The sequence below is a fragment of the Streptomyces sp. NPDC111606 genome (genome assembly GCF_055656945.1).
On sequence record NZ_JBVKBY010000002.1, the window covers coordinates 1 to 25,702 of the forward strand.

At 70.0% G+C, this 25,702-nt stretch carries 22 protein-coding genes and 1 pseudogene; 17 read left to right on the forward strand and 6 right to left on the reverse strand.

The window, feature by feature from the left end:
• The 8 genes and pseudogenes from ACZ7M7_RS07935 to ACZ7M7_RS07970 form a co-directional block, all read left to right on the forward strand.
• The coding region (locus tag ACZ7M7_RS07935; RefSeq protein ID WP_351579901.1) for a DNA-directed RNA polymerase subunit alpha C-terminal domain-containing protein at window positions 1–315 on the forward strand (315 nt) is incomplete at its 5' end.
• A gap of 190 nt (window positions 316–505) precedes the next feature.
• Entirely contained in the window at window positions 506–1,006 is a 501-nt protein-coding gene (gene rplQ / locus ACZ7M7_RS07940; protein WP_383612037.1) for a 50S ribosomal protein L17, read from the forward strand.
• A gap of 141 nt (window positions 1,007–1,147) precedes the next feature.
• The gene (gene truA, locus ACZ7M7_RS07945) at window positions 1,148–2,014 is read left to right on the forward strand and encodes a tRNA pseudouridine(38-40) synthase TruA (RefSeq protein ID WP_383630014.1); all 867 of its coding nucleotides are present in this window, start codon (window positions 1,148–1,150) and stop codon (window positions 2,012–2,014) included.
• A 424-nt stretch (window positions 2,015–2,438) separates the two neighbouring features.
• Window positions 2,439–3,854, forward strand: coding sequence for a glycosyltransferase family 2 protein (locus ACZ7M7_RS07950; protein ID WP_383612055.1), 1,416 nt, complete (start codon window positions 2,439–2,441; stop codon window positions 3,852–3,854).
• Window positions 3,854–4,876 carry a glycoside hydrolase family 26 protein gene (locus ACZ7M7_RS07955; protein WP_472114039.1) on the forward strand — a complete coding sequence of 341 codons (1,023 nt, stop codon included), beginning with the start codon at window positions 3,854–3,856 and terminating at the stop codon, window positions 4,874–4,876. The genes ACZ7M7_RS07950 and ACZ7M7_RS07955 overlap by 1 nt, the downstream gene beginning before the upstream one ends.
• Window positions 4,876–6,693, forward strand: a complete 1,818-nt coding sequence (locus tag ACZ7M7_RS07960) for an ArnT family glycosyltransferase (RefSeq protein WP_472114042.1) — start codon at window positions 4,876–4,878, stop codon at window positions 6,691–6,693. Before ACZ7M7_RS07955 ends, ACZ7M7_RS07960 begins: the two co-directional genes overlap by 1 nt.
• A 52-nt stretch (window positions 6,694–6,745) precedes the next feature.
• Window positions 6,746–8,057: pseudogene (locus ACZ7M7_RS07965) on the forward strand (UDP-glucose dehydrogenase family protein).
• 83 nt (window positions 8,058–8,140) lie between these two features.
• On the forward strand, window positions 8,141–8,851 hold the full coding sequence (locus tag ACZ7M7_RS07970) for a polyprenol monophosphomannose synthase (RefSeq protein WP_472115173.1): 711 nt from the start codon (window positions 8,141–8,143) through the stop codon (window positions 8,849–8,851).
• A gap of 43 nt (window positions 8,852–8,894) precedes the next feature.
• On the opposite strand, the gene ACZ7M7_RS07975 is transcribed toward ACZ7M7_RS07970, so the two are convergent.
• Window positions 8,895–9,779: a hypothetical protein gene (locus ACZ7M7_RS07975; protein ID WP_383612020.1), complete on the reverse strand. Its 885-nt coding sequence runs from the start codon at window positions 9,777–9,779 to the stop codon at window positions 8,895–8,897.
• 73 nt (window positions 9,780–9,852) lie between these two features.
• Between ACZ7M7_RS07975 and ACZ7M7_RS07980 the strand changes: the two genes are divergently transcribed.
• From ACZ7M7_RS07980 to glmM, 4 genes are all read left to right on the forward strand, one after another.
• Window positions 9,853–11,130, forward strand: coding sequence for a glycosyltransferase 87 family protein (locus ACZ7M7_RS07980; protein ID WP_472114045.1), 1,278 nt, complete (start codon window positions 9,853–9,855; stop codon window positions 11,128–11,130).
• Window positions 11,131–11,538: 408 nt separating this feature from the next.
• Window positions 11,539–11,982 carry a 50S ribosomal protein L13 gene (rplM, locus tag ACZ7M7_RS07985; RefSeq protein WP_030950652.1) on the forward strand — a complete coding sequence of 148 codons (444 nt, stop codon included), beginning with the start codon at window positions 11,539–11,541 and terminating at the stop codon, window positions 11,980–11,982.
• A 42-nt stretch (window positions 11,983–12,024) separates the two neighbouring features.
• A complete protein-coding gene (gene rpsI, locus ACZ7M7_RS07990; protein ID WP_383612015.1) occupies window positions 12,025–12,546 on the forward strand; it encodes a 30S ribosomal protein S9 in 522 nt (173 codons plus the stop codon).
• A gap of 237 nt (window positions 12,547–12,783) precedes the next feature.
• Window positions 12,784–14,142 carry a phosphoglucosamine mutase gene (gene glmM / locus ACZ7M7_RS07995; protein WP_383630024.1) on the forward strand — a complete coding sequence of 453 codons (1,359 nt, stop codon included), beginning with the start codon at window positions 12,784–12,786 and terminating at the stop codon, window positions 14,140–14,142.
• Window positions 14,143–14,227: 85 nt separating this feature from the next.
• Here the strand turns inward: glmM and ACZ7M7_RS08000 are convergent, their stop codons facing one another.
• Window positions 14,228–15,166, reverse strand: coding sequence for a DUF389 domain-containing protein (locus tag ACZ7M7_RS08000; RefSeq protein WP_472114050.1), 939 nt, complete (start codon window positions 15,164–15,166; stop codon window positions 14,228–14,230).
• Window positions 15,167–15,197: 31 nt separating this feature from the next.
• The gene (coaA, locus tag ACZ7M7_RS08005) at window positions 15,198–16,166 is read right to left on the reverse strand and encodes a type I pantothenate kinase (RefSeq protein WP_472114053.1); all 969 of its coding nucleotides are present in this window, start codon (window positions 16,164–16,166) and stop codon (window positions 15,198–15,200) included.
• A 204-nt stretch (window positions 16,167–16,370) separates the two neighbouring features.
• Between coaA and ACZ7M7_RS08010 the strand changes: the two genes are divergently transcribed.
• The 3 genes from ACZ7M7_RS08010 to glmS all read left to right on the forward strand — a co-directional run bounded on the left by ACZ7M7_RS08010 (window position 16,371) and on the right by glmS (window position 20,177).
• Entirely contained in the window at window positions 16,371–17,384 is a 1,014-nt protein-coding gene (locus ACZ7M7_RS08010; protein ID WP_472114056.1) for an ATP-binding cassette domain-containing protein, read from the forward strand.
• Entirely contained in the window at window positions 17,381–18,196 is an 816-nt protein-coding gene (locus ACZ7M7_RS08015; RefSeq protein WP_383612003.1) for an ABC transporter permease, read from the forward strand. The genes ACZ7M7_RS08010 and ACZ7M7_RS08015 overlap by 4 nt, the downstream gene beginning before the upstream one ends.
• A 133-nt stretch (window positions 18,197–18,329) precedes the next feature.
• A complete protein-coding gene (glmS, locus tag ACZ7M7_RS08020) occupies window positions 18,330–20,177 on the forward strand; it encodes a glutamine--fructose-6-phosphate transaminase (isomerizing) (RefSeq protein WP_383612001.1) in 1,848 nt (615 codons plus the stop codon).
• A gap of 21 nt (window positions 20,178–20,198) precedes the next feature.
• Here glmS and ACZ7M7_RS08025 read toward each other — a convergent pair whose 3' ends face one another.
• From ACZ7M7_RS08025 to ACZ7M7_RS08035, 3 genes are all read right to left on the reverse strand, one after another.
• Window positions 20,199–21,380 carry an FAD-dependent monooxygenase gene (locus ACZ7M7_RS08025; RefSeq protein WP_472114060.1) on the reverse strand — a complete coding sequence of 394 codons (1,182 nt, stop codon included), beginning with the start codon at window positions 21,378–21,380 and terminating at the stop codon, window positions 20,199–20,201.
• 63 nt (window positions 21,381–21,443) lie between these two features.
• Window positions 21,444–22,880 (reverse strand): NAD(P)H-hydrate dehydratase, encoded by a 1,437-nt coding sequence (locus tag ACZ7M7_RS08030; protein ID WP_472114062.1) that lies wholly within the window; start codon window positions 22,878–22,880, stop codon window positions 21,444–21,446.
• A 90-nt stretch (window positions 22,881–22,970) separates the two neighbouring features.
• The gene (locus ACZ7M7_RS08035) at window positions 22,971–23,342 is read right to left on the reverse strand and encodes a holo-ACP synthase (protein ID WP_472114064.1); all 372 of its coding nucleotides are present in this window, start codon (window positions 23,340–23,342) and stop codon (window positions 22,971–22,973) included.
• Between the two features lie 115 nt (window positions 23,343–23,457).
• On the opposite strand from ACZ7M7_RS08035, the gene ACZ7M7_RS08040 reads away from it, so the two are divergent.
• Both ACZ7M7_RS08040 and alr read left to right on the forward strand, forming a co-directional pair.
• The gene (locus tag ACZ7M7_RS08040; protein WP_383611990.1) at window positions 23,458–24,342 is read left to right on the forward strand and encodes a L,D-transpeptidase family protein; all 885 of its coding nucleotides are present in this window, start codon (window positions 23,458–23,460) and stop codon (window positions 24,340–24,342) included.
• 83 nt (window positions 24,343–24,425) lie between these two features.
• Window positions 24,426–25,592, forward strand: coding sequence for an alanine racemase (gene alr / locus ACZ7M7_RS08045; RefSeq protein ID WP_472114067.1), 1,167 nt, complete (start codon window positions 24,426–24,428; stop codon window positions 25,590–25,592).
• Window positions 25,593–25,702 lie beyond the last annotated feature (110 nt).

A 25,702-nucleotide genomic window follows, 5' to 3' on the forward strand; every position in this document is an offset into this window, starting at 1 on the left:
TCCCCGACGGACGCCGCGCTCGCCGCTGATCTGGCGCTGCCGATCGAGGAGCTGGAGCTCACCGTTCGGTCGTACAACTGCCTCAAGCGCGAGGGCATCCACTCCGTGGGTGAGCTCGTGGCTCGTTCCGAGGCCGACCTCCTGGACATCCGTAACTTCGGTGCGAAGTCCATTGACGAGGTCAAGGCCAAGCTTGCGGGCATGGGGCTTGCGCTCAAGGACTCGCCTCCCGGGTTCGACCCGACCGCAGCCGCCGACGCCTTTGGTGCCGACGACGACGCGGATGCCGGGTTCGTGGAGACCGAGCAGTACTAAGAGCTCGGGCTCGGCGGTTGGAATGTGGCTGCGGGCCGGCTTCGGCTGGTCGCGCAGTTCCCCGCGCCCCTCTGGGGCGCGGCCCTTCCGGGCGTCTGAAAAGGCGCCCGGATCTCCGACAGGCGACCGCCTGCTCGGATACTGACCTCGGTACCTGACACGGCCGGGGCAGACACACAGGAGAGACAAAATGCCGAAGCCCACCAAGGGTGCCCGTCTGGGCGGCGGTGCCGCGCACGAGAAGCTGCTCCTCGCGAACCTCGCGAAGGCGCTCTTCGAGCACGGCCGTATCACCACCACCGAGGCGAAGGCCCGCCGTCTGCGGCCGTACGCCGAGCGTCTGGTCACCAAGGCGAAGAAGGGCGACCTTCACAACCGCCGCCAGGTGCTGCAGGTCATCACGGACAAGAGCATCGTGCACACGCTCTTCACCGAGATCGGCCCGCGCTACGAGAACCGTCCGGGTGGCTACACCCGTATCACCAAGATCGGTAACCGCCGTGGCGACAACGCGCCCATGGCTGTCATCGAGCTGGTCGAGGCGCTGACGGTTGCTCAGGAGGCCACCGGCGAGGCCGAGGCCGCGACGAAGCGCGCTGCCAAGGACGTCGAGGTCACCGAGGCTGCTGAGACCAAGGTCGACACGACCAAGGCCGACGAGGCTGCCGCCGAGGAGTCGAAGGACGCGTAAGCGTTCTGCCGGGGGCTGTTCCGTTTGCGGCTGCGGCGCCGTCGTGGCTGGTCGCGCAGTTCCCCGCGCCCCTTTGGGCGTTGGCGGGCCCGTTCCCTTCGGGGAGCGGGCCCGCTTCTGTGTTCCTGAGAGGATCTCGTTGTGAGTGATGAAGCAGCACCCGGCTACGTCCGTGTCCGCCTCGATCTGTCCTACGACGGTGCCGAGTTCCATGGCTGGGCCAAGCAGGCCGGCGGGCGGCGGACCGTGCAGGGGGAGATCGAGGATGCCCTGCGGACCGTCACGCGGTCGGGCGGGACGACGTACGAACTGACCGTGGCGGGGCGTACCGATGCCGGGGTGCATGCTCGGGGGCAGGTGGCGCATGTCGATCTGCCGGAGGCGGTCTGGCGGGAGCATCACGAGAAGCTGCTCAAGCGGCTTGCCGGACGGCTGTCCAAGGACGTGCGGGTGTGGGCGCTGCGGGAGGCGCCCAGTGGGTTCAACGCGCGGTTCTCGGCGATCTGGCGGCGCTATGCGTATCGCGTCACCGACAATCCCGGGGGCGTCGACCCGCTGCTGCGCAGCCACGTCCTCTGGCACGACTGGCCCCTCGACGTCGACGCCATGAACGAGGCCGCCGGGCGGCTCCTCGGCGAGCACGACTTCGCCGCCTACTGCAAGAAGCGGGAGGGGGCGACCACCATTCGTACCCTCCAGGAGCTGAGCCTCGTGCGGGGGGACGACGGGATCGTCACCGCGACGGTTCGTGCCGACGCCTTCTGCCACAACATGGTGCGGTCGCTGATCGGGGCGCTGCTGTTCGTGGGGGACGGGCACCGGCCCGCCGACTGGCCCGGCAAGGTGCTTGCCGCCGGTGTCAGGGACTCCGCCGTGCATGTCGTACGGCCGCACGGGCTCACCCTCGAAGAGGTGGGGTATCCGGCGGACGAGTTGCTGGCGGCGCGGAGCAAGGAGGCGCGGAACAGGCGATTCCTGCCCGGGACGTCCGGATGCGAAACCTGTTAGTTACCTGACATTTGAGGTCAGATAGCGCTCATGTCAGGACTTACCGGGCGTAAGTCACCTTGATGCCCCTTACAGCCCCCTTACCTCTCGTATATCTTTTCATCGCTCAACTATTTTGTTCGAGCTGCCCGGCCGTTGTTCGAGAAATCGACATGGGGAAGGCCGGGTAGGGGTGGGGGTCGTACGGGCCGTATCCGGGCCCGGGGGTGGGTTTTTCATGAGTTCAGTTGGTCCTGCGCGGACCGGGGGGCGGCGCAGCACGCGCCAGAACGGCAACGGTGGCGGACGGCGGAAGGCCGGGCGGGGTGACGGTGCTCCGCTGGGGCTGCTGCCGCTGCCGCCGACGGACAGGGAGAAGTACTCCTACACACGCCGGCGATTGTGGATCCTGACGATCAGTTCGCTGATCAGCTTCTGCTGCCTGGTGATGAGTCAGTTCAAGCTGGCCCAGTCCACGCCGCTGCTGTGGATCTACACGCCGCTGCTGGTCTTCACGGTCCTGTACTACCTGGTGTCGCTGCGGGTGAACGGTTTCACCCGGGACTTCGACATCGCGCACCACAAGCGGCTGGTGCACAACTGGCGGCCCGAGGTGTACCCGAGCGTCGACGTGTTCCTGCCGGTGTGCGGTGAGCCCATCGAGGTGCTGCACAACACCTGGCGGCATGTGCGGGAGATGGCCGACCGGTATCCCGGCGTCTGCGTCCCGTTCGTGCTCGACGACGGTGCCAGTCCCGAACTGGCCGCCATGGCCCGGGATTTCGGGTTCCGCTACGGCACCCGGGAGAACCGGGGCTGGTTCAAGAAGGCCGGCAACCTGCACTTCGGGTTCGGGCAGTCCGACGGCAAGTACATCCTGATCCTGGACGCCGACTTCACGCCGCGCGCAGACCTGCTCCAGGAGCTGCTGCCGTACATGGAGGCGGACCCGGGCATCGGAATCGTCCAGTCGCCGCAGTACTTCCGGGTGTTGGACTCGCAGAACTGGATCGAGCGCGGCGCGGGCGCTGTGCAGGAGCTGTTCTACCGGTCCGTGCAGGTCTCCCGGCAGGGCAGCGACGGCGCGATCTGCGTGGGCAGCTGTGCGGTGTACCGGCGGGCCGCGCTGGAGACCAACGGCGGTACGACGCTGATCGAGCACTCCGAGGACGTGCACACCGGCTTCGACCTGCGGGGCCTGGGCTGGGATCTGCGCTATGTGCCGATCGCCGTGTCCACGGGCGTGTGCCCGGACACCGCGGGTGCCTTCTTCAACCAGCAGTACCGCTGGTGCTCGGGGTCGATGAGCCTGCTCGGCAGCCGGAAGTTCTGGCAGGCGAAGATCAGGTTCTCCAGCCGCCTGTGCTACATGTCCGGCTTCTTCTACTACATCCACACGGCGCTGTTCACCTTCGCCGCCCCCGTCATCCCGATCGTGCTGCTGATCGTGATGCCGGAGAAGCTCATGGTCGAGCACCTGGCCCTGGTACTGCCCAGCATCATCTACACCACGATCATCTTCCCGATGTGGCACACCGCCCCCTACCGCCTGGAGGCCTGGGCGGCCCGCCTGATGTACGGCTGGGCCCATGTGTTCGCCATCTGGGACATCCTCCGCAAGAACCGCATGGGCTGGCAGCCCACCGGCTCCTCCGGCGCCAAGAAGAACAAGACGCGGCGCTTCTGGATCGGCATGTGGGTGTGGAGCGGCGGCACCGCGCTGATCTGGGTCGTGGGGGCGGTCTACCGCTCGTTCACCATGGACGCCCCGGACTTCGCCCTGATCCTGTCCTCCGGCCTCTTCTACGCCCTTGTCGTGGGCCGTGTCCTGGTCCAGCCCCGCGAGAAGGCGGTGGCCTGATGCGGCTGTTCACCCGCACGCGTACGACCCTGGCGGCCGCGCTGCTCAGCGGTGTGCTCGCCCTCAGCGGCTGCTCGGTCCCCGGCGAGGAGTCGGGCGGCTCCTCGCAGAACAGCGAGCAGGGCAAGGCGGATGCCGACTCGGCGGCGGGCCCCGGGACTGACGTGCCCTACGACGTCGTACCGCTGCTGAAGCCGGACAAGAAGTACTTCGGCGCCGCCGTGGACGGCGCGCCGACCTCCATGAAGAGCGTCGACACGTACACGAAGATGGTCGGCAAGCAGCCGAACCTCATCGAGTACTACGCCGCCTGGGGCGACGGCTTCGACGCCACCGGTGTGCGCAACGCCTGGCGTGACGGCGCCATGACGCTGATGTCGTGGGAGCCCTTCGACACGCCGGTCGCCGATATCGCGGCCGGCGAGTCGGACGCGTACATCAAGGAGTACGCGACCGCGGTCCGCAAGCTGAACCTGCCCGTCGTGATCTCCTTCGCCGACGAGTTCAACGGCCACTGGGAGAAGTGGGGCACGAAGGACGTGACCCCGAAGGACTACGTGGCCGCCTGGCGGCACATCCACGAGACCTTCATCGACGTCGGCGCCTCGAACGTCATCTGGGCCTGGTCGCCCAACATCGTCAACCCGGTCAAGAGCGTGAGGCTCAAGCCGTACTACCCGGGCGACGCCTACGTCGACTGGGTCGGCCTCATCGGCTACTGGACGATCGAGGAGGACAACGCCTTCGACAGCGTCTTCGGGGCGACCCGGGACCAGGTCCGCACCTTCACCAAGAAGCCGATGATCCTGCTGGAGACCGCCGCGATGGCGGGTGAGCGGCGGCGTGCCGACATCCGCAACCTGTTCGCGGGCGTGACGGCGGACGACGACATGCTCGGTTTCATCTGGTTCAACCACAAAAAGCGTGCCGACTGGCGACTGGAGGCGAGCCCGCTGGCGCTGACGGAGTTCAAGCGCCTGGCCGCCGACGACAGCTTCGGCTTCGACGTACGGAAGCCGTGATGACCTCCCGAAACGATCATTACACGCCTCAGCCCTACGATCCGTACGCCGAGGACGAGTCGGCCTCCGGCTGGTTCAACTCGAACGGGCAGCGCCCCTCTCAGCAGGGCTACGGGTTCGAAGCCGGCCAGTACGGGCACCAGCAGGAGCAGTACCAGGAGCAGTACCAGCAGCCGTACCCGGCGCAGATCCCGCAGCAGCCGCACGGGCAGCACGAGGACCAGCCGACGTACGCGCTGCGCACCGTCCAGTACCAGCAGGTGCCGGACGACGAGCCGGGTTACCACATCCCCGCGACGCCGGAGGCCGGCTGGGACATGGCGGGCAGCCGTCGGCGGGCTTGGGTGAGCCGGACCGTGCTGCTGTGCATCCTCCTCATCCAGACGGCCCTGTCGCTGCGGCTGTCCAACACGGCGTTCCAGGACGAGGCCCTGTACATCGCGGCCGGTCACGCCGAGCTCGACCATCTGCTGAACGGCGCGCCACTGCCCATCAACTACGCCGCCTACTTCTCCGGTTCGCCGCAGCTGTACCCGGTGCTCGTCGCGCTGGTCGACGGGCAGTTCGGACTCACGGGGGCACGGTGTCTCAGCCTGCTGTTCATGCTGGCCACCACCGGGCTGCTGTACTCCTTCACCCGGCGGCTGTTCAACGAGCGTGCGGCGCTCGCCGCGGCGGCGCTGTTCGCGGTGCTCCAGTCGACCGTCGTCATGGGGTACTTCGCGACCTACGACGCGATGGCGGTGTTCCTGCTCGCGCTGGCGACCTGGATCGTGGTGCGCACCGACCGCGCGCCGGTGATCGCCGTCCTGCTCGCCGCGCCCGTGGCGGTGCTCGCGGTCGGCGTGAAGTACGCGTCCGCGCTGTACCTGCCCACCATCTGTGTGCTCGCGCTGCTGACCGCTTGGCCGCACAAGGGTGCAAAATCGTTCCTGCGGATGATGCTGCTCGGCCTCGGCATCGGCGGTCTGATGCTCGTGGGGATGTACACCACGGACCTGCTCGCCGGTGTCCAGCAGACCACCACCGACCGTGACCACGGCTCCGACAGCGCCCAGTTCCTGCTCCAGCGCTCGGCGGAGTGGGGCGGGCTGATGTTCCTGACCGCTGTCGGCGGCGCCATCTCCTACGTACGGCGCAGCCGGATGAACGAGTCGCCGATCGCGCTGAAGCTGGGCAACCCCGGCTGGCGCTGGCGTGCCCTGCTCGGCCTGACGCTGTGCGGCACGGCCCTGCTCGCGCCCGCGTACCAGATCCAACTGGCCACCGTGGTCTCGCTGTTCAAGCACGTCGGCTTCGGTCTGCTGTTCGCCGCGCCGATGGCAGGCGTGGGCGTGACCCGTCTGATGGGCGCTCACTTCCGCTACCCCCAGCTCGGGATCATGCTCTGGACGGCGGTGCTGTGCCTCGGCATCTCGCAGGCGGACTGGCGCTTCGGCGTCTGGCCCGACTCCTCGAAGATGATCAGGACCATCGACACCCATGTGAACTCCAAGGGCCACTACCTCGCCTCGACGCCCGAAGTGCCCGTCTACTACCTGCGGGAAAAGACCACTCATCGCCAGTGGCAGGGCGTGTTCGCGCTGGAGTACACGGACGAGAAGGGCAAGTACCACACGGGCGACGACGCCTACCGCGCGGCGCTGCGCGAGGGCGAGTTCGACCTGATCGTCCTGGACGGACTCACCAACCCGCGGGTCGACGACGTCATCGCGGCCGCGGTCAAGGGCAATTCGCACTACCGGCTCCTCGGCAAGGTGCCCTTCAGCAACTCCAGCGGCACGGGCACGTACCGCATCTGGATCAAGACCTCCTGAGCTGTCGCCGCTCCACGGCAGAACGCTCCACGCCAAGAAAGGGGCCGTACCCATGCGGCTCACCGTCATCGGCACCGGCTACCTCGGTGCCACCCACGCCGCCTGCATGGCGGAGCTCGGCCACGATGTCCTCGGGGTCGACGTCGATCCCGACAAGGTCGCCGCGCTGCAGGCGGGCCGGGTGCCGTTCCACGAGCCCGGGCTGCCGGAACTGATCGCCAAGCACACGGCGAGCGGGCGGCTGCGGTTCACGACCGACTACACGCAGGCCGCGGCCTTCGGCGACGTGCACTTCGTGTGCGTCGGCACGCCGCAGCGCACCGGCTCCGAGGGCGCCGACCTGACGTACGTCGACTCCGCCTTCGCGGCGATCGCCGCGCACGCCGGCCCCGACGCGCTGCTGGTCGGCAAGTCGACCGTGCCGGTCGGGACAGCGGGGCGGCTCGCGGACACGCATGCCGGCGTCGAGGTCGCCTGGAACCCGGAGTTCCTGCGGGAGGGCTTCGCCGTCGAGGACACCCTGCGGCCGGACCGGCTGGTGTTCGGGGTGCGCTCGGAGCGTGCCGAAACGATTCTTCGAAACGTGTACGCGCCCGTCCTCGCCGCCGGGACCCCGCTCGTCACCGCCGACTTCCCGACCGCCGAACTGGTCAAGACGGCCGCCAACGCCTTCCTCGCCACCAAGATCTCCTTCATCAACGCGATGGCGGAGGTCTGCGAGGCCGCGGGCGGCGACGTCGGCGTGCTCGCCGAGGCGATCGGGTACGACGACCGGATCGGCAGGAAGTTCCTGCGGGCCGGCGTCGGCTTCGGCGGGGGCTGTCTGCCCAAGGACATCCGCGCCTTCGCGCACCGTGCCGACGAGCTGGGCGTCTCGCTGGCGTTCCTGCGCGAGGTGGACGCGATCAACATGCGGCGCCGCGACAAGGTTGTCGAACTGGCACGGGAGCTGTGCGGGGGAGGGGTCCTGGGGGCCCGCGTCGCCGTACTCGGGGCGGCGTTCAAGCCCGACTCCGACGACATCCGTGACTCGCCGGCGCTCAACGTCGCCGCGCGGCTGCGGCTCGACGGCGCCGACGTCACGGTCTACGACCCCGAGGCGATGGACAACGCCCGCAAAGGTGTTCCCGCTCCTCGGATACGCGCTGTCGGCCGAGGAGGCGCTGCGCGGCGCCGATCTCGTGCTGCATCTGACCGAGTGGCCGCAGTTCCGGGAGATCGACCCGCAGCGGGCCCGGTCGCTGGTTTCCCGTCCGCGGATCGTGGACGGGCGGGGGGTGCTCGACGCGGACCGCTGGACCGCGGCGGGCTGGCGGTTCCGGGCGCTGGGAAGGCCCGCGCCCGTAGGGGAGGGGCCTCGGTAGGGGCTCCTAGGGGAGGGAAAGAGAAAGCCATGACGGGACGTGACAACCACGACAGACACCCGGGCGTACCGGTCACCGTGGTCATGCCTACGTACAACGAGGCCGCGAACGTGGCGCGGATGGCCGAGCTGGTGCTCGGGCTGCCGATCGACGGGCTGCACCTGAAGATCGTCGACGACTCCAGCCCGGACGGCACCGGGAGGATCGCCGAGGAACTCGCCGAGAAGTACAACTGGGACGGCCGGCGCCGGATGAGCGTGCTGCACCGCACCGAGAAGGACGGTCTGGGGCGGGCGTACGTCGCGGGTATGAGCGCCGCGCTTCAGGAAGGTGCCGCGTACGTCGTCCAGATGGACGCCGACGGCAGCCACCCGGCGGAGGCGGTGCCGCGCATGCTGGGCACGGCGGTGGCCTCCGGGGTGGGCCTGGTCGTCGGCAGCCGGTACGTCGAGGGCGGTTCGCTGGACGAGGACTGGGGCGTGCACCGGGTGCTGCTGTCCCGGTTCGCCAACCGCTACGCCCGCACCGTGCTCGGCACGAAGATCCGGGACATCACGGCCGGCTTCAACCTGTGGTCGGCCGCGACGCTGCGGGACATCGACCTGGCCACCCTGGACAGCGCGGGCTACAGCTTCCAGGTCGAGCTGAAGTACAAGGCCGTACGGGCCGGGCACAGCGCCGTCGAGATCCCGATCCGCTTCGAGGAGCGGACGGAGGGTGTGTCGAAGATGACGCTTCGGACGCAGCTGGAGTCGGCGGTCGTACCGATCCGGCTGCGCCTGAAGCACAGGTGAGGCCGTGGGCGGCGGTCGACCGTGCGTCGGCCGCCGCTCGCCGCTACTCGCCCGCTGCCGCCGAAGCCTGGGCCTCGCCGCGCCGGCGGATCTGGCGGAACGTGAACTCCTCCAGGTTGTCGCCGGTCTGGAAGCCCGCCGTGTCCTTGTCCGTCATGTCCTTGCCGTTGGTGAAGCCGGTGATGGTGAAGTAGGCGTAACGGCCGTAGGAGTTGGACTTGGAGTAGCAGACGGCGGAGGCGCAGAAGTCCTTGATGCCCTTGCCGGACAGCGGCCGGACGATGTCCTTCTTGGTGTTCACCTGGCCCTTGACCTTCGCGGCCTTCGCCTCGGTGTCGAAGACGGCCACGCCCACCGTCACCGCGATGCCGTCCTTGACGTAGGAGACGCGCATGAAGCGGGTGCAGCCGTTGGCGCTGAGGATCTTCGGGAGCCCGCCCTCGGTGACCGCGGAGCAGTTCTTCGTGTCGTCCGTCGCGCCCTTCTTGTAGACCGTCTCACCCATGGTCAGCTGCGTGCCGGGGAAGAGGATCTGCGCGCCGAGCGGAGCGGTGTCCTTGGCCTTGCTGGAGATGAAGTCCTTCGGATCCAGCGGCGGCGGGGCGCTCGTCGGCTCGAACGACGGGGCGGTGGACTGGTTCGGCAGGTCCGCGGTCGCCGGGAGCTCGGAAGACGGCTTGTTCGAGGCCGAGTTGCCGTCGTTCGACGACACCACGGCCACGGCGACGGCAGCGCCGATCGCGACCGTGGCCAGTGCGCCGCCGCCGATGAACAGCAGCCGACGCCGTTTGTTACGGGTCTCGGACGCCTCGGCGAGTGCGGCCCAGTCCGGGGTCTGGTCGTCGGCGCCGCTGTTCCACGGCTGCTGGGATTGCGGTGTCCAGGGATCCCACTGGGACTGGGGTCCCCCCTGCTGCCCGTAGCTCATGGGGCGCATCTTAGACGGACCGAAGGCGTGCCGGTCCGCCCCAAGCGGCGCACAGGCCCCTAGCGTTCAGGCGGTGAGCGAGCACAAAAGCGACATCTCCGGGTGGTTGGTACGACGGGCGACGTGGCATCTGTGGGCGGTGCTCGGGGTCTTGCTGGGGGCCCTCGTGGTGCGTACGGCGCGGGTGACCTCGGACGGAGGGATGGACAACGCGATCGTCGTGCGGGCGGCGCGGGTCTGGCTGGGTGGGGGTTCGCCGTATGACGACCCCCACTTTCTCTATTTGCCGAGTGCGGTGCTGGCTGCGGCTCCGCAGGCGCTGATCCCGCGGGGTGTGCTGGGTGTGCTCGTGCCGGTGGTCGTGACCGGGTGTCTGGTGGGGGGCTGGGTCTGTGCGCTGCGGGTGCACGGGGTGCCGCTGCACAGCCGGTTCGCCGCCCTCGGACTGATCGGGCTCGCGGTCGGGTTCGCGCCGTTCGCGCACCTTGTTCTGCTGGGGAACTGGACCGCTACGGCTGTGCTCGCACTGCCGCTGGGGTTGTTGCTGGCGGCGCGCGGGCGGTGGGTGGCGGCGGGGGCGGTGATCGGGGCGGCGATCGCGCTGAAGCCGTTGCTGGCGCCGGTGGGGCTGCTGTTCGTCTTCGCGCGGCGGTGGCGGGGGCTGGGGGTGATGGTCGGGGTGCCGGTGGTCGCGTCCGTGGGGGCGGCGTTGCTGCTGCCGGATCCTGCGGGGTTCTTCACCCGGACTCTGCCGTTCCTTCTCGGCGGGGACGACGGCTTTGTACGGCTGTATGAGGCGTCGCCGGCTGCTGTGCTGCCGAGGGTGGGGGTGCCGGGGGTGTGGGCCGGGGGGATCGGGGTGGTCGCGGCGGGCGTGGGGGTCGGGTGTGCGTATCGGCGGTGGCGGGGCGGGGACGAGGGGGCGCGGCGGCTTGTCGAGACCGCGGTGGGGCTGATGCTCTCGGCGTTCCTCGTGTCCCGGCCGTCGTACGACCACTATCTGCTGGTCGTCGTGCCGCTGCTGGTGGCCGGGGTGCTGGGGGAGGGGGCGGTTGCCCGGGTGGTGTGGTTCTGGGTGGCGCTCGTGCCGCAGATTCCCGGGGTGACCTGGCCTTATCTGGAGGCGGTGCAGCGGCGGGCCTTTCGGGACGCGGTGACGCTGTGTGGTCTGGCGGTGACTGTCGCTTTCCGCGGCGTTCGGTCCGGGCGGGAGGTCTCGCCCCCGCCGCCCCTGCCCGTCCCGTCATCCCGGGGCTCCGCCCCTTCGGCCCCGCCAGGGGCTCCGCCCCGGGATCCCGCCGGGCACGCGGCTTCGCCCGTCGAGGAGCGGACTCGGTTGGGGGAGGGGTGAGCCTCGGCGCCGCTGGGGCGGGGGGCGTGGGCTTGTCCCGGCGTGTTGATGGTCACGTCCTGGGTGGGCGTCGGCTGCCGGTGGCCGTGGTGGGCCAGGTGTTCGGGGGTGAGGGCCCGGGCGCGGGCGGCGCAGCAGGGCCTGGTGCTCGCCTACGCTGGTCAATGGACAGCAGGGTGCGGTCGCCGGCCACCCGTTTTGACCCGGCCGTGGCGCCGCAGGTATCCTGCGTGTTCGTTGTGTATTGGCTCGCTCATTCTCACGGGAGTGGCCTCTACCTAGGTTCCCTGGAGCAGTTACCAGTGGGCGGCATACGGGCAGCGTCCCCGGCATTGTCGTCCCCAGCTGCACGATCGCTTCAGTGATGCCATGTGTCAGCACCCATCCACTGAAGAAGAAGGCTGCGAAGTGCGTACGTACAGCCCCAAGCCCGGCGATGTGACTCGCCAGTGGCACGTCATTGACGCTCAGGACGTCGTCCTGGGCCGTCTCGCCACCACCGCCGCGTCCCTTCTCCGCGGCAAGCACAAGCCGATCTACGCGCCCCACGTCGACACCGGTGACTTCGTCATCATCATCAACGCCGACAAGGTGCACCTGTCCGGTAACAAGCGGACCCAGAAGATGGCGTACCGCCACTCCGGCTACCCGGGTGGTCTGCGCTCCGTCCGTTACGACGAGCTCCTCGACAAGAACCCCGAGAAGGCCATCGAGAAGGCCGTCAAGGGCATGCTCCCCAAGAACACTCTGGGCCGTCAGATGCTCTCGAAGCTGAAGGTCTACAAGGGTGACCAGCACCCGCACGGCGCGCAGCAGCCGCAGCCGTACGAGATCACCCAGGTCGCGCAGTAAGTCCGGCCACCCCCTAAGACTGAAGAGAATCTGAGGAGAATCGTGGCCGAGACCACCCCTGAGCAGCCGGTCGAAGAGACTGAGCTCGTCGACATCGACAGCTACACCACCGAGTCCGAGGTCCCCGTCGAGGGCGAGTACACCTCGGAGTCGCTGGCGTCCCGCTTCGGTGAGCCCCAGCCGGCCGCCGGCCTGGGTCGCCGTAAGAACGCCATCGCCCGCGTCCGGATCGTTCCGGGCACCGGCAAGTGGAAGATCAACGGTCGCACCCTTGAGGACTACTTCCCCAACAAGGTGCACCAGCAGGAAGTCAACGAGCCCTTCAAGGTGCTCGAGCTCGAGGGCCGCTACGACGTCATCGCCCGCATCGCCGGTGGCGGTGTCTCCGGCCAGGCCGGTGCGCTCCGTCTCGGTGTCGCCCGCGCCCTGAACGAGGCCGACGTCGACAACAACCGCGGCCCGCTGAAGAAGGCCGGCTTCCTCAAGCGCGACGACCGTGCGGTCGAGCGCAAGAAGGCCGGTCTGAAGAAGGCCCGCAAGGCCCCGCAGTACAGCAAGCGCTAAGCGCAAGCTGCCTCTGCTCGTACTCCGGTACTCCGAACGCCCCGGCGGCACGCCACAGTGCCGCCGGGGCGTTCGTCTTATCGCCGGGCACGGGCGTATAACGGCACAAGACGTTCAAAGGCTTGTGTGATCCGATGCACCGGGCATGGAATGCCTGGGAGCGGCAGCCCCCGGTGGCCCGGTGGCCCATCGAGCGCGGGCTCCGCTTTCGGAACTGAAGTTTCCTCAGGAGGACAAGTGGGACGACTCTTCGGCACGGACGGCGTGCGTGGTGTCGCCAACGCGGATCTGACGGCCGAGATGGCGCTCGGTCTGTCCGTGGCGGCAGCGCACGTACTCGCCGAGGCGGGCACCTTCGAGGGCCACCGGCCGACAGCGGTGGTCGGGCGGGACCCGCGCGCGTCCGGGGAGTTCCTGGAGGCCGCCGTCGTCGCGGGCCTCGCGAGTGCGGGTGTCGACGTGATGCGGGTCGGCGTGCTGCCCACGCCCGCGGTCGCGCACCTCACCGGCTCGCTCGGCGCCGACCTCGGTGTCATGCTCTCCGCCAGCCACAACGCCATGCCGGACAACGGCATCAAGTTCTTCGCCCGCGGCGGCCACAAGCTCGCCGACGAGCTGGAGGACCGTATCGAGTCCGTCTACGACGAGCACCGGCACGGTGAGCCGTGGCAGCGGCCGACGGGTGCGTCGGTCGGGCGGGTGCGGTCGTACGACCAGGGGTTCGACGAGTACGTCGCCCACCTCCTCGGCGTCCTGCCCAACCGGCTGGACGGGCTGAAGATCGTCCTCGACGAGGCGCACGGCGCCGCGGCGGGCGTCTCTCCGGAGGCGTTCCGGCAGGCCGGGGCCGACGTCGTCACCATCGGTGCCGAGCCGGACGGGCTCAACATCAACGACGGCTGCGGGTCCACGCATCTGGACAAGCTGAAGGCCGCCGTCCTCGGCCACGGGGCCGCGCTGGGGATCGCGCACGACGGGGACGCCGACCGGTGCCTCGCCGTGGACCACACCGGCGAGGAGGTGGACGGCGACCAGATCCTCGCCGTGCTCGCGCTGGCGATGAGGGAGCGGTCCGAGCTGCGGTCCGACACGGTTGTGGCGACCGTGATGTCGAACCTCGGCTTCAAGCTGGCGCTGGAGCGCGAGGGGCTGAAGCTGGTGCAGACCGCCGTCGGTGACCGGTATGTGCTGGAGGAGATGAAGGAGCACGGCTACGCCCTCGGTGGCGAGCAGTCCGGGCATGTCATCATCCTCGACCACGCCACGACCGGTGACGGCACGCTGACCGGGCTGCTGCTGGCGGCTCGGATCGCCCAGACCGGGCGTACGCTGCGGGATCTCGCCGGTGTGATGGAGCGGCTGCCGCAGGTCCTGATCAATGTGCCGGACGTGGACAAGTCGCGTGTGAAGACGTCGGCGGAGCTCGCGGCGGCGGTCAGCGACGCCGAGCGGGAACTCGGCTCCACGGGCCGGGTGTTGCTGCGGTCGTCGGGGACCGAGCCGTTGGTGCGCGTGATGGTCGAGGCGGCGGACATCGAGCAGGCGCGGTCTGTGGCGGGGCGGCTGGCCGATGTGGTGAAGTCCGCGCTGGGGTAGTGGGCAGTGCCGGGTAGGGGGCGGGGGTTCTGCTCCGTCGCGAGCCACGGGTTCGTCGTGGCTCGTCGCGCAGTTCCCCGCGCCCCTAAAGGGCGCTGCTGCTCTGCCGTTGCCTTGCCCACAGCCACTTCTGCGCGAGCAGCGTGAGCGTGCCCGCCAGGACGATGCCCAGCAGGTTCAGCAGGAGCTGTTCCGTTGAGCCCCAGGCCTGCTTGTACTCGTCGTAGCTGAAGGCCACGGCGGCGTTCGCGGCGGCTGGGACCGTCGTCACCGAGATGGCGACGCCCACCAGCGCGCCCGACTTGGCCGAGGTCAGGGACAGCGTGCCCGCGCAGCCGGCGAGGACGGCCACGACGAACGAGAACCAGTCGGGCCGGTAGATGAAGTTGGTGTTGGGGCGATCGGCCTTCAGCTGCTCGTGGCTGAACAGGTTCAGGGCGTCCATGAAGTAGCTGAAGCCCACCGTCACCGCCATCGCGACGGCAAAGCCCACCAGCAGTGCGATCAGTGAGCGCAGTGCGAGCCGGGGCGTGCGCTGCACCATCGCCGTGCAGATGCCGGCCAGTGGCCCGAACTCCGGCCCGACCGCCATCGCGCCGACGATCAGGATGGCGTTGTCGAGGACCACACCGCAGGCCGCGATCATCGTGGCGAGGGTGATGAAGGCGAGGTAGGTGACGGAGAGCGTCGACTCCTCGTGCGTGGCGTCCGCGAGGTGCTCCCACAGCACCGCGTCCGCGCCCTCGCCCGGCGCCTCCTTCTCGGCCTTGTCGGCGCGCTTGGACAGCGACAGGTCGATGTTCTCGACGGCGATTGACCCCGACTCCTCGATGCCCAACTGCTGCAGATCGGTGAGGAGTTCGTCGCCCGCCTCGCGCGCCACGTCACACATGACCAGGTCCCCCGCGGGGTTGCGGGCGGCGCCCGGCAGGACGGCGAGGTGGGTCGTCCCCACCGTCCTCTCGATCAGGCGGACCACGTCGTCGGTCCGGTCGGCCGGGGTGATCAGGCGCAGATGCAGCATGACGCCTTTCTAACAGGCCCGTGCGACAGCCTCACAGCTTTCGCAGGCTCAGCCGCTGCACCTTGTGGTCCGGGCCCTTGCGGACGACCAGGGTGGCCCGGCCGCGCGTGGGGGCGATGTTCTCGACGAGGTTGGGCTTGTTGATCGTGCGCCACATCGTGCCCGCGTAGTCGAGGGCCTCATCCTCGGACACCTGGGTGTACTTGCGGAAGTACGAGGACGGGTTCTGGAAGGCGGTCTCGCGCAGCCGCTTGAAGCGGTTGAGGTACCAGCGCTCGATGTCCTCGGTGCGGGCGTCGACGTACACGCTGAAGTCGAAGTAGTCGGCGAGGCCGACCCGGGTGCGGCCGTCCTTGCCGGGGAGGGCGGGCTGGAGGACGTTCAGGCCCTCGACGATCAGGATGTCGGGGCGGCGGACCGTGAGCTTCTGGTCCGGGACGATGTCGTAGATCAGGTGGGAGTAGACGGGTGCCGTGACCTCGTCCTTGCCCGCCTTGATGTCGGCGACGAAGCGGGTGAGGGCGCGGCGGTCGAAGGACTCGGGGAATCCTTTCCGCGACATCAGGCCGCGGGCCTGGAGCTCCTTGGTGGGCAGCAGGAAGCCGTCCGTGGTGACCAGCTCCACGCGCGGGTGCTCGGGCCAGCGGGAGAGCAGGGCCTGCAGGAGACGGGCGACCGTGGACTTGCCCACGGCGACCGAGCCGGCGACCCCTATGACGAACGGGGTGCCGGACTGGGAGCCCTGTTCGCCCAGGAAGGTGTTCAGCGCCCCTCTGAGGCCGTCCGTGGCGCCGACGTAGAGGTTGAGGAGGCGGGAGAGCGGGAGGTAGATGTCGCGGACCTCGTCGAGGTCGATGACATCGCCCAGACCGCGCAGCTTCTCGACCTCCTCCGCCGTGAGCGGCAGCGGGGTCTTGTCGCGCAGCGCGCTCCACTCCGAGCGGGTGAGGTCGACGTAGGGAGTCGCCTCCGGCCTGGGCCGGTGGGCGCTCCGGGGCATCGAGGAGACCGGAGAGATCACAGTCCATTGTTACGGGAGTACGAACGGACGGTGAGGTGGGATCCGTCACGCCGCCGCGTTCTCGGGAGGAAACGGCTGCCTCCGGTCGGTACCCGGGCAAAGTGGGGAATGTCAGTGGCGTGCGTCACAGTTGTGGGAGAGGTGGGCCCAGCCCGGGATCCACCGACCTCGAGGGGGTGACCCATGACGTATGCGATCGAGGCGGAAGGCCTGGTCAAGCGGTTCAAGGACACCGAGGCGCTGGCCGGGGTCGACCTGGGGGCCCGGCGAGGCACGGTGCTCGGACTGCTGGGTCCCAACGGCGCGGGGAAGACCACCGCGGTGCGGATCTTCGCGACGCTGCTCCGGCCGGACGCAGGCCGGGCGCAGGTGGCCGGGCACGACGTGGTCCGGGAGGCCGGGGTCGTACGCGCCATGGTCGGGCTGACCGGGCAGTACGCGGCGGTGGACGAGAACCTGACCGGCACGGAGAACCTGCTGATGATCGGCAGACTGCTCGGTCTGCCACGGCGGGACGCGAAGGCGCGCGCGGCCGAGCTGCTGGAGCGCTTTCAGCTGACGGACGCGGCCGGGCGGGCCACGAAGACCTACTCCGGCGGCATGCGCAGGCGTCTGGACCTCGCGGCCAGTCTCGTCGGGCGGCCCAGCATCCTCTTTCTCGACGAGCCGACGACCGGCCTTGACCCGCACAGCCGCGGTGAGCTGTGGGACCTGCTGCGGGGCCTGGTCGCGGACGGGGCGACGGCCCTGCTGACCACGCAGTATCTGAACGAGGCCGATGTGCTCGCCGACGACATCGTGGTGATCGACAAGGGCCGGGTGATCGCCGAGGGCACGCCCGATCAGCTGAAGTCGCAGGTCGGGGGCCAGGTGCTGCAGCTGCGGCCGGTGGCGCCGGAGCATCTCGTACGGGCGCACCTGCTGGTCGCCGAGGCGGCCGGCCCGCAGACGCAGATCGAGGGCGAGATGATCACCGCCCCGGTGAACGATCCCGAGCTGATGCCCGCTGTCGTGCGCACGCTGGACCGTGAGGGGATCGCGGTGGGCGAGCTGGCGCTGCGGCGCTCGTCCCTGGACGAGGTGTTCCTGGCGCTGACCGGACACCGTGCCGAGCCGGGCGAGCCGGAGGGGAACGGCGGGGCGGCAGTACGGGACGACGACGAGAGCGAGCTGGAGAAGGCGGTGAGCCGGTCATGACCGCGGCCACCACGACCATCACGGCCCCGATCACCAAGTCGGGCCGGGTGCGACCGCTCGACGGGATGCGGCAGACCTTCACGATGGCCTGGCGGAGCCTGGTCGCCGTGAAGCACAACCCCCTCGAACTGGTCGACTACAGCATCACGCCGATCATGTTCGTGTTCCTCTTCACGTATGTGCTGGGCGGGCAGATGGCCGGGTCGCCCGAGGCGTATCTGAAGTACGCGCTGCCGGGGATCATCGTCCAGAACACCCTGTTCATGACCATGTACACGGCCATGGCGCTCAACACCGACCTCACCAAGGGCGTCTTCGACCGGCTGCGCAGCCTGCCGATCGCCCGCTCGGCGCCGCTCATCGGCCGCATCACCGCCGACCTCGCCAAGCATGTCTGGGCGCTGCTGCTGATGATCGGGCTCGGTCTGCTGCTCGGCTTCCGGATCACCGGGGGAGTGGGCGGGTTCCTGCTCGGGACGCTGCTGGTGGTCGTGTTCGCGGCGGCGGTGTCGTGGAGTGCGGTGCTGATCGGGATGCTGGCGGGGGACGCCGAGAAGGTGCAGGCCTTCGCGTTCACGATCATTTTCCCGATCACGTTCACGAGCAGCGCGTTCGTGATGGTGGACACCATGCCGGGGTGGCTGCAGGCGTGGAGCGACGTGAATCCGGTGACGCATCTGTCGGACGCGTTCCGGGGGCTGCTGCTGGGTGGGCCGGTGGCGGAGCCGGTGCTGTGGTCGCTGGTGTGGGCGGCCGGGATCGCGCTCGTGTTCTATCCGTTGGCCATGCGGTCCTATCGGGCGAAGACCTGACGGAGGTCTGCGTCAGGTGGCGGAGGCCGGCTGCGGTTCGGGCTTCGTACCCCCGTGGGAATTTCCGAATTCGGGCAGGCGGCGCGGAGTTCGGGGGCGATTTTCGTGACGATCGGACCGTAGGCTGCCGCGCATGTGCGGAATCGTGGGATACGTGGGGTCGCAGTCGGCGCTCGAGATCGTGATGGCCGGACTGAAGCGGCTGGAGTACCGGGGGTACGACTCGGCCGGGGTCGCGGTGCCGGCGGACGGGGGGCTGGCCGGGGCCAAGAAGGCCGGGAAGCTGGCGAATCTGGAGAAGGAGCTGGCCGAGCGGCCGTTGCCGACCGGGACCACCGGGCTCGGGCACACGCGGTGGGCCACGCACGGTGGGCCCACGGATGCGAACGCGCATCCGCATCTCGACAACGCGGGGCGTGTCGCCGTCGTGCACAACGGGATCATCGAGAACTTCGCCGGGCTGCGGGCCGAGTTGGAGGAGCGGGGGCATGAGCTGGCCTCCGAGACCGACACCGAGGTGGTCGCGCATCTGCTCGCCGAGGAGTTCTCGGTCTGCGCCGACCTCGCCGAGGCCATGCGGCTGGTGTGCCGGCGGTTGGAGGGGGCGTTCACGCTGGTCGCCGTGCATGCCGACGCGCCCGATGTGGTGGTCGGTGCGCGGCGGAACTCGCCGCTGGTGGTGGGCGTTGGGGAGGGTGAGGCCTTTCTCGCCTCGGATGTCGCCGCGTTCATCGCCCACACCCGGTCGGCGATCGAGCTGGGTCAGGACCAGGTGGTGGAGCTGCGGCGGGACGGGGTGACCGTCACCGGGTTCGACGGGCGGCCGGCCGAGGTGCGGTCGTATCACGTCGACTGGGACGCCTCGGCCGCGGAAAAGGGGGGCTATGACTACTTCATGCTCAAGGAGATCGCCGAGCAGCCCAAGGCGGTCGCCGACACGTTGCTGGGGCGCATCGACGCATCCGGTTCGCTGACGCTGGACGAGGTGCGCATCAGCGCCTCCGAGCTGCGGGAGATCGACAAGGTCGTCATCGTCGCCTGCGGTACGGCGTTTCACGCCGGGATGATCGCCAAGTACGCCATCGAGCACTGGACGCGGGTGCCGTGCGAGGTCGAACTGGCCAGTGAGTTCCGGTACCGGGATCCCATCCTCGATCAGCAGACCCTCGTCATCGCCATCTCGCAGTCCGGCGAGACCATGGACACCCTCATGGCGCTGCGGCACGCCCGTGAGCAGGGCGCCAGGGTGCTGGCGATCTGCAACACCAACGGGTCGACGATTCCGCGTGAGTCGGACGCGGTGCTGTACACGCATGCCGGGCCCGAGGTCGCGGTCGCTTCGACGAAGGCGTTCCTGACACAGCTGGTGGCGTGTTACCTCGTCGCGCTGTATCTGGGGCAGGTGCGGGGCACCAAGTGGGGTGACGAGATCGGCGTGGTCATCCGGGATCTCTCCCAGATCTCCGGTGAGGTCGAGCGGGTGCTGGAGACCATGGAGCCGGTACGGGAGCTGGCGCGGTCGCTGGCCGCGAAGAAGACGGTGCTGTTCCTGGGGCGGCATGTCGGGTATCCCGTGGCGCTGGAGGGGGCGCTCAAGCTGAAGGAACTCGCCTATATGCACGCCGAAGGCTTTGCGGCGGGGGAGTTGAAGCATGGACCGATCGCTCTGATCGAGGACGACCTGCCGGTGGTCGTGGTCGTGCCTTCGCCCCGGGGGCGGTCGGTTCTGCACGACAAGATCGTGTCCAACATCCAGGAGATCCGGGCCCGGGGTGCGCGGACGATCGTCATCGCGGAGGAGGGGGACGAGGCGGTGGTGCCGTACGCGGACCACCTGATCCGGATTCCGGCCACGCCGACCTTGCTTCAGCCGCTGGTGGCGACGGTCCCCTTGCAGGTGTTCGCCTGTGAGCTGGCGACGGCTCGGGGCAACGAGGTGGATCAGCCTCGGAATCTGGCGAAGTCGGTGACGGTGGAGTGAGGGGGCTTCGGGCCGGGCCGTTCAGCGTTCCGGCCCGTCGTCCCATCCGTCCGCCCGCCACGCCGCCGCCTGCGGCATGAACCTGTTCTCGGCCGCGTGTGCCGCCATACGTGCGTCTCTCTCCTTGGCCTCCGGTCCGTCCGGCAAGTGGAAGTCCCTGCCTGCCTGGGTCGAGCCGGCCTGTGTGCTGGTGGCGGTCGGGAGACGGCGGGCGGCGTAGCGGTCGAGTGCGGAGGGGACTTCGGCGGGCGCCGCGTCGGTGAGGGCGTCGCCCAGTGCGGCCGCGTCCAGGATCGCCTGGGCCGCGCCCTGCGCCTGGAACGGGACCATCGCGTGGGCGCTGTCGCCGAGGAGGGTCACCCGGCCGACGTTCCAGCGGGTGAGCGGGGAGCGGGTGTAGATGCCGTGGCGCAGTACTCGGCCCGCGCGTTCGAGGATGCTCAGGACCCGGGAGTCCCAGCCCGCGAACTCGCGTAACTGCTCTCCTGGTTCCGCCTGAGCGGTCCAGGACTCCTGTGCCGCCGCCTCCGTGGCGAACACGGCCACGACGTTGAGGAGTTCCCCGCGGCGCACCCAGTAGTGGACGAAGTGGCGGTCCGGGCCGAGCCAGACACCGAGTGGGGGGAGGCCCAGGCCGGCCACCTCGGCAAGGGGCAGCAGGGCCCGGTAGGCGGCGGTTCCCGAGAACACCGCCTCGTCCTTGCCGAAGAGCCACTGGCGGGCGGCGGAGCGGATGCCGTCCGCGGCCACCACCAGGTCCGCGCCCAGGCGCTCACCGGTCGCCGTCGTGACGTGGGCGGAGATGTCGTCCTGGGCGATGTCCACGACGGTCGTGTTCAGGCGCACCGACTCCGGGGGCAGCGCCGCCACCAGGGCCTGGTGCAGATCGGCGCGGTGAACCAGCAGATAGGGCGCCCCGAACTCGTCCTCGGCCGCACGACCCATCGCGTAACGGCAGATCTCCGACCCGTCGGACCAGGTACGGAAGCTCAGGTGGGAGGGGCGGGAGGCCGGTGCGGCGACCGCGTCGAGGACGTCCAGCCGGCGCAGCACCCGCGTGGCGTTGGGCGCGAGCTGGATTCCGGCCCCGACCTCGGTGAAGCGGGCTGCCTGTTCGACGAGCGTGACGTCCCAACCCGCCCGGCGCAGGCTCAGCGTCGCGGCCAGTCCTCCGATGCCCGCCCCGACGACGATCGCCCTCATGCGACGGCCCCACCGGGACGGCGGCACCCTGACGCCGGTCGCCGCCGCCCTGGAGCGTGCCCCTCAACTCCGTACGTCCCGCCAGGCATCCGGAATCCCCTCAGCCACGTCATGCGCCCCGACCGGCGCCCCGTCCGCCGCGAATCTCGCCGACAGGCCGTGGAGATACGCAGCCGCGCTCGCAGCATCCAATGCCGGGAGCCCCGTCGCCAGCAGTGATCCCGCCAAACCGGACAGCACGTCCCCGCTGCCGGCCGTGGCCAGCCATGGCGTACCCGTCGGGTTCACCCGGACCGGGCCGGTGCCCCCGGCGTCCGCCACCAGCGTCGTCGACCCCTTCAACAGCACCGTCGCCGCATACCGCCCCGCCAACTCCCGTACCGAAGCCAGCCGAGCCCCCTCGACCTCCTCCCGGGAGACACCCAGCAGCGCCGCCGCCTCCCCGGCGTGCGGGGTCATCAGGGTCGGTGCCGCACGGCCCCGTACCGCATCCGCGTCCGCCAGCCGCAGCCCGTCCGCGTCGAGAAGCACCGGCACGTCCGTCGCCAGCACCTCCGCGACCGCCGCCGCGTCGTCCCCGGCGCCGGGGCCGACGACCCAGGACTGCACGCGCCCGGCCTTCTTCGGTCCCCGGTCCGACACCAGCGTCTCGGGGAACCGGGCGATCACCGCGTCCCCGGCCGGACCGACGTACCGTACGGCCCCCGCCCCGCCCCGCAACGCCCCCGCCACCGCCAGGACGGCCGCACCCGGATAGCGCGCCGAGCCGGCCGCGATGCCCACGACACCGCGCCGGTACTTGTCCGTCTCCGCCGCCGGCGACGGCAACAGCAGGTCCACGTCCGCGTGTTGCAGCGCCTCCAGTTCCACCGCGTCGTCCGGCAGCGCCAGGCCGATGTCGACCAGGCGCACCACACCGGCGTAGTCCCGCGCCGGATCGATCAGCAGGCCCGGCTTGTGCGTGCCGAAGGTGACGGTGAGGTCGGCCCGTAGTGCCGTGCCGCGTACCTCGCCCGTGTCCACGTCCACGCCGCTCGGCAGGTCCACGGCGACCACCGCGGCCCGGGAACGCCGGGCGGCGGCGGCCAGCGGGGCCGCGTCCGGGCGCAGCCCGCCCTTGCCGCCGATCCCGACGATGCCGTCCACGACGAGATCCGCGTGCTCGATCAACTCCTCGGCGCCCTCGACCCCGGTCGCCCGGCCGCCGGCCCGCCGCAGCGCCGCGAGGCCCCCGGCGTGCGCCCGCTCGGGATTCAGCAGCACCGCCGCAACTCCCGCCCCGCGCCTGGCCAGTCGGGCCCCGGCATACAGGGCGTCGCCGCCGTTGTCGCCGCTGCCGACCAGCAGCACGACCCGGCTGCCGTACACCCGGCCCAGCAGATCCGCGCAGGCCACGGCGAGTCCAGCCGCCGCCCGCTGCATCAGCGCACCGTCCGGAAGCCGTGCCATCAGCTCCCGTTCGGCCGCCCTTACCGTCTCCACGCTGTACGCAGTCCGCATACGACCGAGTCTTCCGTACGCGGCGCGGCTCGTCGCATCCATGGACGCACTGGCGTGCCTTTGGCCGGCCGGGCGCGAGGGCCGGCGGGCTCAGCCCTCCGCCACCACCACCGCCGACGCCACCCCGGCGTCATGGCTCAGCGACACGTGCCAGGACCGCACGCCCAGTTCGGCCGCCCGTGCCGCGACCGTCCCCGCCACCCGCAGCCGGGGCCGGCCGCTGTCCTCGACGTAGACCTCGGCATCCGTCCAGAGCAGGCCCGCCGGTGCGCCCAGCGCCTTCGCGAGGGCCTCCTTCGCCGCGAAACGGGCCGCGAGCGAGGCGATGCCCCGGCGTTCGCCGCTCTGCAGCAGCAACTCGCTCTGCAGGAAGAGTCGTTCGGCCAGGCCGGGCGTGCGTTCCAGTGCCGCGCCGAACCTGTCGATCTCGGCCACGTCGATGCCGACCCCGATGATGCTCATGCCGAGCACCCTACGTTCGGTCGCCCGTTCCCCAGTCCGGTCTCCCGCGCCTCGTTAGGGTGACCCCGCCGCGCGGCGCCTCCCGCCGGGCAGGCCCTCACGCTTCTCTGTGCGCATGATCAGCGGACGTATCGCAAGCCGGAGCATCGCTGTGTTGCTCGCAGGCGCCACCCTGCTGCCCGTCGGCAGCGCCTCGGCCGACCCCGTACCCCCGGCTTCCGGGCCGGAGGCCGAACTCGTGCCCGGCGTACCCGACCTGCTCCAGCTTCGGCCGACCGACACGCCCGACCAGGCGCTGCCCCCGGAGGTGTACAAGCCCACCCCGGAGGAGGACGCCGTCGAGCCGAAGGACGCGCCGGACGAGTCGAACGACCTCGTGGAGTACATCCCTCCGATGGACGCCCTCGAGGGCGTGAAGTGCAGCCACGAGACGGGACCGCATCAGCGGCAGGTCGAGCGGTGGCTGAAGCGGCGCGTGGACGGCCTTCAGTCGCCCGCCGACTGCCGGGCCATCCGCGCATTCCAGATCAAGCACAAGATCAAGCCCGCCATCGGCTTCGCCGGACCTGTGACTTGGGCCACCATGCAGCTGGTCTCCGCCCGCAAGAACCCCAATGCCGCCAAGAAGTGCCCGGTACGGACGTACCGGATCGCCTGTGTCGACCTCGACCGGCAGCTGGCCTGGGTGCAGAAGGGCAAGAAGGTGGTGTTCGGGCCCGTGTCCGTCAGGAGCGGGCGCAAGGGGTACGAGACGCGGGTCGGGTCGCACCGCATCTACTGGCGGCACAAGAACCACGTGTCGAGCCTCTACAACAGCCCCATGCCCTACTCCCAGTTCTTCAGCGGCGGCCAGGCGTTCCACGGCGTCTACGGCAACATCTTCACCGCCGTCGGCTCCATGGGCTGCGTCAATCTGCGCCTGGACGAGGCCAAGAAGCTGTGGCGCGTGCTGAAGAACAACGACCAGGTGTACGTGTGGGGGCACCGGCCGGAGGCGTGACCCGCGGGCGCGGGTCCGGTGGCCGGGGGCACGGGTCCCGGCTCGGCGGCGTTGTCGTACCCCTCTGAGACACTGGGGGCGCCATGACAGAAACAGCTGCCCTGCGGACCGCCCCCATGCGCGCCCGCGCCGAGATCGATCTGGCCGCCCTGCGGGCCAATGTGCAGGCCTTGCGTGCCCACGCGCCGGGCGCGGCCCTGATGGCCGTCGTGAAGTCGGACGCGTACGGCCACGGGGCCGTCCGGTGCGCCCGCGAGGCCATAGAGGCGGGCGCCGCCTGGCTGGGGACGGCCACGCCGGAGGAGGCCCTCGTGCTGCGGGCCGCCGGGGTGGACGGCGTACGGATCATGTGCTGGCTGTGGACACCCGGCGGGCCCTGGCGCGAGGCCATCGAGGCCGACCTGGACGTCTCCGTCAGCGGGATGTGGGCCCTGCGCGAGGTCACCGAGGCCGCCCGGCAGGCCGGCGCTCCCGCGCGCGTGCAGCTCAAGGCCGACACCGGGCTCGGCCGGGGCGGCTGCCAGCCCGGTGACGACTGGACCGAGCTGGTGCGGGAGGCTCTGCGGGCCGAGGCCGACGGGCTGATCCGGATCACCGGGCTCTGGTCGCACTTCGCCTGCGCCGACGAGCCCGGGCATCCGTCCATCGCCGCCCAGCTCTCCCTGTTCCGCGAGATGGTGGCCTACGCCGAGGCGCAGGGTGCCCGGCCCGAGGTGCGGCACATCGCCAACTCGCCCGCCACGCTCACCCTCCCCGACAGCCACTTCGACCTGGTGCGCACCGGGATCGCCACTTACGGCATCTCGCCCAGCCCGGAGCTGGGCAGCCCCGCCGACTTCGGGCTGCGGCCCGTGATGACGCTCTCGGCGTCCCTCGCACTGGTGAAACATGTCCCGGGCGGTCACGGCGTCAGTTACGGCCATCACTACGTCACCCCGGGCGAGACCACCCTCGGCCTCGTCCCCCTCGGCTACGCCGACGGCGTCCCGCGGCACGCCTCCGGCGCCGGGCCCGTCCTGGTCGGCGGCAAGTGGCGGACGGTCGCGGGGCGGATCGCGATGGACCAGTTCGTCGTCGACCTCGGCGGGGACGAGCCGGCGGCGGGCGCACAAGCCGTGCTGTTCGGGCCCGGTGACCGCGGTGAACCCACCGCCGAGGACTGGGCGCAGGCCGCGGGGACCATCGCGTACGAAATCGTCACGCGGATCGGAACGCGCGTTCCACGCGTCTATAGGAATGCGTCCATGTGATGCGTCTTCGTGATGCGGCTATGTGACGCGGGCAATGTGATGCGTCCATCCGAATGCGGTTATGTGAATGGGGAACGAGGCGGGTAACCCGTAGCGGGACACCCGCACCA

Excerpts from the sequence above, each read along its gene's own strand:
- rplQ (WP_383612037.1), top strand. The coding sequence starts at position 506 with ATGCCGAAGCCCACCAAGGGTGCCCGTCTGGGCGGCGGTGCCGCGCAC.
- ACZ7M7_RS07955 (WP_472114039.1), top strand. The coding sequence starts at position 3,854 with ATGCGGCTGTTCACCCGCACGCGTACGACCCTGGCGGCCGCGCTGCTC.
- ACZ7M7_RS07960 (WP_472114042.1), top strand. The coding sequence starts at position 4,876 with ATGACCTCCCGAAACGATCATTACACGCCTCAGCCCTACGATCCGTAC.
- ACZ7M7_RS07970 (WP_472115173.1), top strand. The coding sequence starts at position 8,141 with ATGCCTACGTACAACGAGGCCGCGAACGTGGCGCGGATGGCCGAGCTG.
- ACZ7M7_RS07975 (WP_383612020.1), bottom strand. The coding sequence starts at position 9,779 with ATGAGCTACGGGCAGCAGGGGGGACCCCAGTCCCAGTGGGATCCCTGG.
- ACZ7M7_RS08000 (WP_472114050.1), bottom strand. The coding sequence starts at position 15,166 with ATGCTGCATCTGCGCCTGATCACCCCGGCCGACCGGACCGACGACGTG.
- coaA (WP_472114053.1), bottom strand. The coding sequence starts at position 16,166 with ATGCCCCGGAGCGCCCACCGGCCCAGGCCGGAGGCGACTCCCTACGTC.
- ACZ7M7_RS08010 (WP_472114056.1), top strand. The coding sequence starts at position 16,371 with ATGACGTATGCGATCGAGGCGGAAGGCCTGGTCAAGCGGTTCAAGGAC.
- ACZ7M7_RS08015 (WP_383612003.1), top strand. The coding sequence starts at position 17,381 with ATGACCGCGGCCACCACGACCATCACGGCCCCGATCACCAAGTCGGGC.
- glmS (WP_383612001.1), top strand. The coding sequence starts at position 18,330 with ATGTGCGGAATCGTGGGATACGTGGGGTCGCAGTCGGCGCTCGAGATC.
- ACZ7M7_RS08025 (WP_472114060.1), bottom strand. The coding sequence starts at position 21,380 with ATGAGGGCGATCGTCGTCGGGGCGGGCATCGGAGGACTGGCCGCGACG.
- ACZ7M7_RS08030 (WP_472114062.1), bottom strand. The coding sequence starts at position 22,880 with ATGCGGACTGCGTACAGCGTGGAGACGGTAAGGGCGGCCGAACGGGAG.
- ACZ7M7_RS08035 (WP_472114064.1), bottom strand. The coding sequence starts at position 23,342 with ATGAGCATCATCGGGGTCGGCATCGACGTGGCCGAGATCGACAGGTTC.
- ACZ7M7_RS08040 (WP_383611990.1), top strand. The coding sequence starts at position 23,458 with ATGATCAGCGGACGTATCGCAAGCCGGAGCATCGCTGTGTTGCTCGCA.
- alr (WP_472114067.1), top strand. The coding sequence starts at position 24,426 with ATGACAGAAACAGCTGCCCTGCGGACCGCCCCCATGCGCGCCCGCGCC.